Annotated in this window: 11 protein-coding genes and 1 pseudogene; all 12 read left to right on the top strand. The window is 68.7% G+C overall.

Features of this window, described 5'->3' with window-relative positions; genetic code table 11:
- Positions 1-275, top strand: a 275-nt coding sequence (locus ACILRF_RS10535; protein ID WP_395672633.1) for a 30S ribosomal protein S2, incomplete at its 5' end; no start/stop codon positions are given.
- Between the two features lie 83 nt (positions 276-358).
- A complete protein-coding gene (tsf, locus tag ACILRF_RS10540) occupies positions 359-1,303 on the top strand; it encodes a translation elongation factor Ts (protein ID WP_395672635.1) in 945 nt (314 codons plus the stop codon).
- Between the two features lie 91 nt (positions 1,304-1,394).
- Positions 1,395-2,114 carry a UMP kinase gene (pyrH, locus tag ACILRF_RS10545; protein WP_395672637.1) on the top strand — a complete coding sequence of 240 codons (720 nt, stop codon included), beginning with the start codon at positions 1,395-1,397 and terminating at the stop codon, positions 2,112-2,114.
- 55 nt (positions 2,115-2,169) lie between these two features.
- Complete coding sequence (gene frr, locus ACILRF_RS10550) at positions 2,170-2,736, top strand: ribosome recycling factor (protein ID WP_395672639.1); 567 nt, start codon at positions 2,170-2,172, stop codon at positions 2,734-2,736.
- Between the two features lie 28 nt (positions 2,737-2,764).
- Positions 2,765-3,520 (top strand): polyprenyl diphosphate synthase, encoded by a 756-nt coding sequence (gene uppS, locus ACILRF_RS10555; RefSeq protein WP_395672641.1) that lies wholly within the window; start codon positions 2,765-2,767, stop codon positions 3,518-3,520.
- Positions 3,498-4,340, top strand: coding sequence for a phosphatidate cytidylyltransferase (locus ACILRF_RS10560; RefSeq protein WP_395672642.1), 843 nt, complete (start codon positions 3,498-3,500; stop codon positions 4,338-4,340). The genes uppS and ACILRF_RS10560 overlap by 23 nt, the downstream gene beginning before the upstream one ends.
- On the top strand, positions 4,328-5,524 hold the full coding sequence (locus ACILRF_RS10565; protein ID WP_395672644.1) for a 1-deoxy-D-xylulose-5-phosphate reductoisomerase: 1,197 nt from the start codon (positions 4,328-4,330) through the stop codon (positions 5,522-5,524). Before ACILRF_RS10560 ends, ACILRF_RS10565 begins: the two co-directional genes overlap by 13 nt.
- Entirely contained in the window at positions 5,524-6,753 is a 1,230-nt protein-coding gene (locus ACILRF_RS10570; protein ID WP_395672646.1) for a M50 family metallopeptidase, read from the top strand. The genes ACILRF_RS10565 and ACILRF_RS10570 overlap by 1 nt, the downstream gene beginning before the upstream one ends.
- 29 nt (positions 6,754-6,782) lie before the next feature.
- Positions 6,783-9,218 (top strand): outer membrane protein assembly factor BamA, encoded by a 2,436-nt coding sequence (gene bamA / locus ACILRF_RS10575; RefSeq protein WP_395672648.1) that lies wholly within the window; start codon positions 6,783-6,785, stop codon positions 9,216-9,218.
- Positions 9,219-9,224: 6 nt separating this feature from the next.
- Positions 9,225-9,914 carry an OmpH family outer membrane protein gene (locus ACILRF_RS10580; protein WP_395672650.1) on the top strand — a complete coding sequence of 230 codons (690 nt, stop codon included), beginning with the start codon at positions 9,225-9,227 and terminating at the stop codon, positions 9,912-9,914.
- 45 nt (positions 9,915-9,959) lie between these two features.
- Positions 9,960-10,973, top strand: coding sequence for a UDP-3-O-(3-hydroxymyristoyl)glucosamine N-acyltransferase (gene lpxD / locus ACILRF_RS10585; protein WP_395672652.1), 1,014 nt, complete (start codon positions 9,960-9,962; stop codon positions 10,971-10,973).
- Positions 10,970-11,202: pseudogene (locus ACILRF_RS10590) on the top strand (3-hydroxyacyl-[acyl-carrier-protein] dehydratase FabZ); the annotation flags it as partial. The gene lpxD and the pseudogene ACILRF_RS10590, both read left to right, overlap by 4 nt.

Below are 11,202 nucleotides of genomic sequence, written 5' to 3' on the forward strand. Positions count from 1 at the left end.
ACGGCATCACCTATCCGATCCCGGGCAACGACGACGCCGCCCGCGCCATCCAGCTCTATTGCGACCTGATGGCCGACTCGATCCTCGACGGTCTGGCCGCCGGCCAGGTCGCGTCGGGCGTCGACATCGGCGCCTCGGAAGCTCCGGTCGAGCCGACCCTGGCCCGCGAACTGGCGCCGCAGACCGCTGAGGAGGCTCCGGCCGCCGAGGCTACTCCGGAAGCCGCTGCAGAGGCCCCGGCCGCCGAAGCGTCGAGCGAAGAGCAGGCCGGCTGAGCCCAACCGGCTAGCCGTCACGAAACCCTGATGACGGGCCCTCAAAAGGGGCCCGTCCGATCCACAACGATAAGGAGCTGACCATGGCGGAAATCACCGCTGCGCTGGTCAAGGAACTGCGCGAGAAATCCGGCGCGGGCATGATGGACTGCAAGAAGGCCCTGCAAGAGAACAACGGCGACGTCGAAGCGTCGATGGACTGGCTGCGGACCAAAGGCCTTTCGAAGGCCGCCAAGAAGTCCGACCGCGCCGCCGCCGAAGGCCTCGTCGCCGGCAAGATTTCGGCCGACGGCAAGACCGGCGTGCTCGTCGAGCTCAACGCCGAGACCGACTTCGTCGCCAAGAACGACCAGTTCCAGAGCGCGGCCCGCGAGTTCGCGACCGTGGCGCTGGGCGTCGACGGCGATGCGGAGGCGATCCGCGCCGCCAAGACCTCGAAGGGCGAAGTGGTCCAGGACGCGATCACCAACCTGATCGCGACCATCGGCGAGAACATGCAGCTGCGTCGCGCGGCCCGCATCAGCGTCGCCAACGGCGCCGTGGCCATCTACCTGCACAACAAGCAGGGCGATGACGTCGCCAAGCTGGCGGTCCTGGTCGCGCTGGAAGGCGCCGGCGACGCGGCCGTCCTGGCCGACGTCGGCCGCAAGATCGCCATGCACGTGGCCGGCACGCCGACCCCGCCGCTGGCGCTCAATTCCGACGAGCTGGACCCGGAAGTCGTCGCCAAGGAGCGCGAGATCCAGACCCAGACCGCCATGGAGTCGGGCAAGCCGCGCGAGATCGCCGAGAAGATGGTCGAGGGCCGTATCCGCAAGTGGCAGGAGGAGGTCGTCCTCCTGAAGCAGCCCTTCGTTATGAACCCCGACCAGACGATCGAAGAGCTGATCGCCGAGACCGCCAAGCAGACGGGCTCGCCGGTGTCGGTGAAGGGCTTCGTGCGCTTCGCCCTCGGCGAAGGCGTCGACAAGGGCCCGGAAGGCCCGGACTTCGCCACCGAAGTGGCCCAGATGTCCGGCGCTTCCTAAAGCCTGACTGAGACTTCAAGGGCGCGGCCGCATCGACGCGGTTCGCGCCCTTGGTATATCTACTCTCTGACAAACTGGTCCGGACCCGCCGATGCCCGACGCCCCGCCGCGCTACAAGAAGATCCTCCTGAAGGTCTCCGGCGAGGTTCTGATGGGGGACCAGCCCTTCGGCATCGACACCGCCACTCTCGCCCGCACGGCCGAGGACATCGCCGAAGTGGTGAAGACGGGCGTCGAGCTCAGCCTGGTGATCGGCGGCGGCAACATCTTCCGCGGCGTCTCCCTGGCCGGGCGCGGCGTGGAGCGCGCCACTTCCGACTATATGGGCATGCTGGCGACGGTGATGAACGCCCTAGCGCTGCAGGGCGCGCTCGAAAAGGCCGGCGTCCACACCCGCGTGCAATCGGCCATCCCGATGGACGCGGTCTGCGAGCCCTACATCCGCCGCCGGGCCCAGCGGCATCTGGAAAAGGGCAGGGTGGTGATCTTCGCCGCCGGCGTCGGCGCCCCCTTCTTCACCACGGACTCCGGCGCCGCCCTGCGCGCCGCCGAAATGGGCTGTGAGGCGCTCTTCAAGGGCACCAGCGTCGATGGCGTCTACACCGCCGATCCCAAGAAGGACGCCGGCGCTAAACGCTACGACACGCTCAGCTACACCGACGTGCTGGCCAAGGACCTCAAGGTCATGGACGCCTCGGCTGTCAGCCTGATGCGCGACAACAAGATCCCGATCGTGGTGTTCTCCATCCGCGAACGGGGCAATTTCCTGAAGGTGCTGAGGGGCGAGGGCGTCTATACGACGATCGCCTGATCCTCTCGCTTGATCTGAGCCTCTTCCCGCTAGGGTTCGATACGGAGACACGTCCATGGCGACGACCGAAAAGCCGGTGCTGGCGAAGTACCGCGACCGAATGGACAAGGCTGTCGCCGCGCTGAAGGAGGAGTTTGCCTCCCTGCGCACCGGCCGCGCCTCGGCCAGCCTGCTCGACCAGGTGCACGTGGATGCCTACGGCTCCACCGTTCCGCTCAACCAGGTCGCCGCCGTCAGCGTGCCGGAGCCGCGGATGATTTCGGTCAGCGTCTGGGACCGCGGCACGGTCGTGTCGGTGGAGAAGGCGATTCGTGCCTCGGGCCTCGGGCTCAATCCCGTGGTCGATGGCCAGAACCTGCGCATCCCGATCCCCCCGCTGACCGAGGAGCGGCGCAAGGAGCTGGCCAAGATCGCGGGCAAGTACGCCGAGCAGCAGCGCATCGCCGTCCGCAACATCCGCCGCGACGCCAACGACGACCTCAAGAAGGCCGAGAAGGACGGGGTCATCAATCAGGACGAGCAGAAGAAGATGGAGACCGAGGTCCAGAAGCTGACCGACGAGGCCATCAAGCGCGTCGACGAGGCCTTGAAGACCAAGGAACAAGAGATCATGCAGGTCTGATCGCGCCCGGCGCTTCAGGATCATCGGCATGGCCGCCTCGAACCCGACATCGCCAGAAGGCGCGGCTGTGCTCCACGCGGCCATCGTCATGGACGGCAACGGCCGTTGGGCGAAACAGCGCGGCCTGCCGCGCTCCCTCGGCCACCGGGCCGGGGTCGAGGCGCTGAAGCGCACGGTGTCGGCCGCCGCCCAGACCAACATCCGCTGGCTGACGGTCTTCGGGTTCTCGACGGAGAACTGGAGCCGCCCGGCCGCCGAAGTCGCCGAGCTCATGGCCTTGCCCAAGCGCTACTTCGAGAGCGACATCGAGCGGCTGGAGCGCGAAGGCGTCCGTGTCCGGGTGGTCGGCCGCCGGGAAGGGCTGTCGCCGGAACTGGTGCGGATCATCGAGAACGCCCAGGCGCGCACCGCCCACAACGACCGCTTCTTCCTCAACATCGCCTTCAACTATGGCGGCCGGGCCGACATCGTCGACGCCGCCCGGCGCTTCGCCGCCGAGGTCGCAGCCGGCCGCGCCCGGCCCGACGACCTGACGGAAGCGACCTTCGACAGCCTGCTGGCGACGGCGGACTCGCCGCCGCTTGACCTGATCATCCGCCCGTCCGGCGAGCAGCGGCTGTCGAATTTCCTGCTGTGGGAAGCCGCCTACGCCGAATTCGTGTTCCAGGACGTCCTGTGGCCCGACTACGGCGCCGACCACCTGAAGGCCGCGCTCGCCGCGTTTGCGGCCCGAGATCGTCGCTATGGCGCCGTGATCCCCGATGACGTCCTTGCCGCCGGCTAGACGCTTCGACTGGTCGAACCTCGGCCTGCGCGTGGCGTCGGCCGTGGTGCTGGTGCCGGGCGCGCTGGCCGCCGTGTGGCTCGGCGGCTGGCTGTTCCTCGTCGTCATCGCGGTCGCCGTCGCCCTGCTGTCCATCGAATGGGGTGGAATGAGCGCGCCGCACGCCCCGGTTCGGGTCGCCCTGGCGGTCACCGTTGCGGTCCTGTCCAGCGTCTTCCTTACGCACCAGGGCCATTTCGGCCTCGCCTGGATCGGCGTCTTCGCGGGGGCCGCCGCCGCCGCCCTCGTCGCGCGGGGGGTTGCGGAGCGTCCGGCCGACGCCGCGCTCGGCGTCCTTTACATCGCCCCGGCCGGCATCTGCCTCGTGTGGCTGCGCGACGCCGACCACGCCATGTCGGCCCAGGGGCATTGGTGGACGTTGATGCTGTTCGCCGTCACCTGGGCCGCCGACATCGGCGCCTACGTCGTCGGCAACGCCCTGAAGGGCCCCAAGCTCTGGCCCCGCTTCTCGCCCAATAAGACGTGGTCCGGCTTCTTCGGTGGCCTGGCGGCGGCGATGGCGGTCGGGACCATCATGTCGGCGGTGTCGGTGTTCCAGCTCAACCTAGTGGCCGCGGCGCTGATCGGCCTGCTGGTCGGCCTTGCGACCATGGCCGGCGACCTCTGGGAATCGGCGATCAAGCGGCGCTTCGGCGTGAAGGATTCCGGTGACCTGATCCCCGGCCACGGCGGCCTGCTCGACCGGGTCGACGGCCTGATGTTCGCCGTCGTCGTGATGTCTGCCGCCCGCCTGATCAACCATTGGGGATGGGCGCATTGAGCCTGCCGCGTAAAGTCAGCGTCCTGGGGTCCACGGGCTCGATCGGCGTCTCGACCCTTGATCTGTTTGAGCAGGCCGGCCTGGAGGTTGAGGTCGCCGCCCTGGCCGCCGGCCGCAACGCCGAGCGCCTGGCCGAGCAAGCCAGGCGCTGGCGCCCGCGCCTGGCGGTGATCCGCGACGAGGCTCAGCTTCCCGAACTGCGCGATCGCCTGGCGGGCACGGGGATCGAAACCGCCGCCGGCGCCGCCGCTGTGGCCGAGGCGGCTGACGCGGGCGCCGACTGGGTGATGTCCGCCATCGTCGGTTTCGCGGGGCTCGAGCCGACGCTCGCCGCCGCCAGGGCCGGCGCCACCGTCGCCCTGGCCAACAAGGAAAGCCTGATCTGCGCCGGTCCGGCCCTGCTCAGCGCCGCGCGTGAGGCCGGCGGCTCCGTCATCCCGGTCGATTCCGAGCATTCGGCGATCTTTCAGGTGCTGGACCCGGCCAACGCTCGCCACGTCTCGCGCCTGATCCTGACGGCGTCAGGCGGGCCGTTCCGCGCCTGGTCGCGCGAGCAAATGGCCCTGGCGACGCCTGAACAGGCTCTGGCCCATCCCAACTGGAGCATGGGCGCCAAGATTTCGGTCGATTCTGCGACCATGATGAACAAGGGCCTTGAAGTCATCGAGGCCGCCTACCTGTTCGCCATGCCCGCGGAGCGCGTCGACGTCCTGATCCACCCGCAGTCCATCGTCCACAGCCTGGTCGAGTACCAGGACGGCTCGACCCTGGCGCAGCTCGGGCCGCCCGACATGCGCGCACCGATCGCCTGCGCCTACGCCTGGCCTGATCGCCTGCCGTGGCCGGCTCAGCGGCTCGACCTTGCCCGTGCCGGCCAGCTGACTTTCGAGGACCCGGACCTGGAGCGCTTCCCGGCGCTTCGCATCGCCAAGGAGGCGCTGGCCGCCGGAGGCCGGGCGCCTGCCGTGATGAACGCCGCCGACGAGGTGGCCGTCGCCGCCTTCCTTGACCGCAAAATCGGCTTTCTCGATATTGCCCGGGTGGTCTCCGAGACCCTCGATCGCATGGCGGGCGCGGACCTCGGCCCGGCGAGCAACGATGCGCTGGAGGAGGCGCGGGCCACCGATGCGGCGGCGCGCCGCGTGGCGGACGGCGTGGTCCTTGGTCTTATGGCTCGGGCGTGATGGAGTCCCCTTTGATCGGCTTCCTGCAGTCCGCCCTGATCTACATCATCCCGTTCCTGATCGTTCTGGGCGTGGTGGTGACGGTGCACGAGCTCGGGCACTTCCTGGCCGCCAAGTGGCTGGGCACCAAGATCGACCAGTTCTCCATCGGCTTCGGCAAGGCGATCGCGGCCTGGCGTGATCGCGACGGCGTGCAATGGCGCATCGGCTGGCTGCCGCTCGGCGGCTATGTCCGCTTCGCCGGCGACGATAACGCCGCCAGCGTGCCGGACCAGGACGACCTCGCCGCCCTGCGCCGCGACCTCGCCGCGCGGGAGGGGGAGGCGGCGCTGAGCCGCTATTTCCACTTCAAGCCTCTCTGGCAGCGGGCGGTGATCACCGCCGCCGGCCCGATCGCCAACTTCCTGCTGGCCGCGGCGATCTTCAGCGCGCTGCTCCTGACGCTCGGCGAGCCCTATACGCCGGCCCGGGTCGACGGCGTGAAGCCCGGCAGCCCGGCTGAGCGTGGCGGCTTCCAGGCCGGCGACATTGTCGTGCGCGCCGACGGCAAGGCGATCGACAGCTTCACCAGCCTGCAGGCCATCGTTTTCCTGCGCAGCGGCACGCCCATCGATTTCGTCGTCGAGCGTGGCGGCCGCCAGGTGGCGCTGACCGCGACCCCGCAGCGCGGCGTCATCGTCGACCGCCTCGGCAACGAACAGCGCCTCGGCGTGCTCGGGCTCGAATATCAGCAGCGGCCGGGCGACGTGCAGGTCCGGCGTTACGGCCCGATCGCGGCGGTGGCTGGCGGCGTCGAGCGGACCTGGGAGGTGATCGGCACCACCGTCCACTATCTCGGCCGCCTGATCGTCGGCCGCGAGACCGCCGACCAGCTCTCCGGCCCATTGGGCATGGCTCAGCTCTCCGGCGACATCGCCAAGAAGACCGCGGAGGTCTCACCCGACTTGCGGACCCTGGCGCTCAACGGCCTCGTCACCATGCTCGAACTGGTCGCCAACATCTCGGTCGGCATCGGCTTCCTGAACCTGCTGCCGATCCCCGTGCTCGACGGCGGGCACCTGCTCTTCTATGGCTATGAGGCGGTCGCCCGTCGCCCTCTTGCCGCCAAGGTTCAGGCGGCAGGATACAGGGTGGGCCTTGCGCTGGTGCTAGGATTGATGTTGTTCGCGACCTGGAACGATCTGCAGCGCCTGCGTGTGTTCAATCTCTTCGGCGGGCTATTCTCCTAGCCACCGGAATTCTCCAAACGGCTGATTCGATGCAAAGACACTGCGCCCATAACGCTGCGCTCGCCTCCGGCCTTGCGCTGCTTCTGGGATCGACCGCCCTGGCCACGCCCGGCGTGGTGCTGGCGCAGGCCGCGCCGCAAGGGGCGGGGGCTCAGGCCACCGCGCCGGGGCCCGCTCCGGCGCCGGCCGCCGGCGACGTGATCGGCACGGTCCAGCGGATCGTCGTGCGCGGCAACGAGCGGATCGAGCACGCCACCGTGGTCTCCTATCTGCCGATCCAGGCCGGCGAGCCGGTTGACCCGGCCCGCCTCGACCTGGCGCTGAAGACGTTGTTCCAGACCGACCTTTTCGCCGACGTGAAGATCGACTTCGAGGCCGGTGACCTGATCATCACCGTGGTCGAGAACCCGATCATCAACCGGGTGATCTTCGAGGGCAATTCGGGCCTCAAGGAAGACAAGCTGCGCGACGAGGTGAGCATCCGCCCGCGCGGCATCTTCACCCGCGCCAAGGTCCAGTCCGACGTCCAACGGATCGTCGAGCTCTACCGCCGTTCCGGCCGGATCTCCGCCAACGTCACGCCCCAGATCGTCGAGCTGCCGCAGAAGCGGGTCGACCTGATCTTCAAGATCGAGGAAGGGCCCAAGAGCGGCATCCTCAACGTCAACTTCCTGGGCAACCAGGAATTCTCCGACAACGACCTGCGCGACGTCGTCGTGACCGAGCAGACCCGCTGGTACAAGTTCTTCACCAGCAACGCCAACTATGACCCGGACCGCCTCGAGTACGACAAGGAGCAGCTGCGCAAGCACTACCGCAACCGCGGCTTCTATGACTTCCGCGTCGCCTCGGCGGTCGCGGAGCTGGCTCCCGACAAGAACGGCTTCGTCGTCACCTACACCCTCGATGAAGGCCGCAAGTTCAAATTCGGTAAGATCAGTGTCGAGACCGAACTGCAGAAGCTCGACAAGGCGACCCTGACGGCCCTGATCCCGGTCCGCACCGGCCAGACCTACGAGGACGAGGCGCTGGAACGGGCGACCGACGCCCTGACCTTCGCCGCCGGCGCCGCCGGGTTCGCCTTCGTCGACGTGCGGCCGCGCTACACGCCGAACCGCGAGACGGGCGTCGTCGACGTCGTCTTCCAAGTCAACGAAGGTCCGCGCGTCTACGTCGATCGGATCGACATCGTCGGCAACACGGCGACGCTCGACTACGTGATCCGCCGCGAGATGAACGTCTCGGAGGGCGACGCGTACAACCGGGCGCTGGTCGACCGCTCGCGGAACATGATCCGCGGCCTCGGCTACTTCAAGGACGTCACCATCACCGAGGTTCCCGGCTCCGCCCCGGACCGGACGGGCCTGCGCGTGCAGGTCGAGGAACAGCCGACCGGCGAGCTGTCGTTCAGCGCCGGCTATTCGTCGATCGACCAGCTGGTCATCGACCTCGGCGTCACCCAACGGAACTTCCGCGGCCGCGGTCAGAACGTTCGGGCCCGGGTCTCGATGGGCTCGTTCCGCCAGCAGGTGGACTTCTCGTTCACCGAGCCGCGCTTCCTCGGCCGTGACGTCGCGGCCGGCCTCGACGTCTACTACTACCAATACGATCTCAGCCGCTTCCAAGCGTACAAGACCGAGACCCTCGGATCGGGCGTCCGACTGAACTTCCCGCTCAGCGTCAGCTCGCGCGGCACCCTCGGCTACACGCTGCGTCAGGACGACGTCTCGATCGGCGGCGGCCAGTGCGAGCAGGAGCTCTTCTCGTCGGTCATCTGCGACCAGCAGGGCGCCTACCTGACCTCGTCGGTCAGCTACGGCTATCGCCTAGACCGGCGGAATGACTATCTGAATCCCACCCGCGGCTTCTACGTCGGCGTGAACCAGGACCTCGCCGGCTTCGGCGGCGATGTGAACTACCTGCGCACGGAGTTCGAGGGCGCCTGGTATTGGGGCTTCAACCGCAACTTCATCCTCAGCGTGATGGGGTCCGGCGGCTATGTCGATGGCTGGGCCGGGGACACGGTCCGGATCAACGACCGGTTCTTCAAGGGCGGCAACAACTTCCGCGGCTTCGAAACGGCCGGTATCGGTCCGCGCGACACCAGCCAGAACCGCCGCGACGCGCTCGGCGGCAAGGCTTACGCCATCGGCACGGTCGAGCTGACGGTGCCGACCTTCCTGCCCGAACAGTACGGCATCAAGGCGGCGGTGTTCACCGACGTCGGCACGCTGGGCATCCTCGACAAGAAGGACAAGCTCTGCCGAGGCAACACCACGGCTTGCCCGGCCGGGACGGTCAATCCGGCCATCCGGGACGATCTGTCGCTTCGCGCCGCCGCGGGTCTCAGTATCCACTGGCGCTCCCCTATGGGCCCCATTCGCTTCGACTTCAGCCAAATTTTGGCCAAAGAAGACTATGACAGGACCGAAACCTTCCGGTTCTCAACCTCAACCAGGTTCTAGGAACACATGACCTCCAAGATCATCGCCGCGGCTCTCGCCGCCGCCGCGCTCGGCGCGGGCGCGCCGGCCCTCGCCCAACAGGCCACGGCGCCCGCCGCCGCCCCGGCCGCCCCGGCGGTCACCCACGGCGCCGCCCCTCCCGGACTTTGCATCCTGTCGATCCAGGGCGCGATCGCCGGCTCGACGGTGGGCAAGTACGTCGACACCCGCCTGCAGCAGATCATCGGCCAGGTGAACGCCGAGCTGAACGGCGAGCGCACTGCGATTGAGACCGAGAGCCGCACGCTGCAGACCCAGAGCGCCACGCTCGACCGCACGACGCTCGAACAGCGCGGCGCCGCCCTGCAGGTGCGAGTCAACGCCCTGCAGCGCAAGGCCGCCCAGCGCGAACAGGAAGTCTCGGCAACTGAGCAGAAGGCCATCGGCCGCGTTGGTCAGGAGATGGAGCCGCTGATCCGCCAGGCCTATCAGCAGAAGGGCTGCGCCGTGCTCCTGAACCGGGACTCGGTCGTCATCGCCAACCCGGCGCTGGATCTGACCCCGGCCGTGGTCACGGCGCTTAACGCCAAGATCACCCAGTTCACCTTCGACCGCGAGCGGCTGGACCAGCCGGCGGCGCCTGCGCAAACTGGGGCGACTCGCGCGCCTGCGGCGGCCGCTCCGGCCGCGGCTCCGGCGGCGGGCGGCCGGCGCTAAGCCGGACGCCCGACCCAGCGGGTCGTGCTTGCTCCTAAGGACGCCATGCCCGACCCGCGCTTTTTCGACGACCTCGGCCCGATCCGGCTGGGCGAGCTTGCGGACCTGACCGGCACGCAGCTCGCCGACGCCGCGCATGCCGACCGCCAGGTCCGCGGCGTCTCGATCCTCGGACGCGCCGGGCCCGACGAAATCACGTTTCTTTCCGACCGCCGGCATGTGGCGGCGCTCAAGGCCTCGGCGGCCGGCGCCTGCTTCGTCGCGCCGGCTCAAGCCGAGGCGGTCCCGGTGGGCTGCGCGGCGCTGGTCGGCCCCGCGTCGCACGCCGCCTACGCCCTGACCGCAAACCGCCTCCACCGCCCGCGCCGCGCGGGCGGAGAGGCGATCTCGCCCGACGCCCATCTCGAAGAGGGCGTGGTGCTGGGCCCCGGGGCGGTGATCGGGGCGGGGGCGCGCATCGGACGCGGCACGGTGATCGGAGCCAATGCGGTAATCGGCCCCGGCGTCGCCATAGGCCGCGACTGCGACGTCGGGCCGAACGTCACGCTGGGCTTCGCCCTGGTCGGGGATCGGGTGCGAATCCTCGCAGGCGCGGTGATCGGCGAGCCCGGCTTCGGCGCGACCGTCGGCGCTGGCGGGCTGGTCGATGTGCCCCAGCTTGGCCGGGTGATCATCCAGGACGGGGCGACCATCGGGGCCAACACCTGCGTCGACCGAGGGGCCTACGACGACACTGTCATTGGCGAGAACACCAAGATCGACAACCTTGTACAGATCGCCCACAACGTCCTGATCGGGCGCAACTGTGTGATGGCGGCGCACACCGGCATTTCCGGCAGCGTGACGATCGGCGACGGCGCCCAATTCGGCGGCCGGGCCGGCGTGGCCGATCACGTGACCATCGGGGACGGCGCCCGCATCGGGGCCGCGGCGGGCGTCATGAAGGACATTCCGGCCGGCGAGACGTGGGGCGGCATGCCGGCCCGTCCCATCCGGGATTGGCTGAAGGAAACGGCGTGGCTGTCCCGCATGGCGCGCCGAAGGGGGACAGGCGAATGACGCGCAAGGCGCCGACGGGGCAGGACCCCACGCAGATCGACATCACCGAGATCCTCGAGCGGATCCCGCATCGCTATCCGTTCCTGCTCGTCGACCGCTGCGAGGACTACAAGCCCAACGAGTCGATCGTCGGCATCAAGTGCGTGACCGTGAACGAGCCCTTCTTCCAGGGGCACTTCCCGGATTACCCGGTGATGCCCGGGGTGTTGCTGATCGAGGCCATGGCCCA

Origin of the sequence: Phenylobacterium sp. (assembly GCF_044236515.1) — a bacterium.
Lineage (GTDB): Bacteria > Pseudomonadota > Alphaproteobacteria > Caulobacterales > Caulobacteraceae > Phenylobacterium.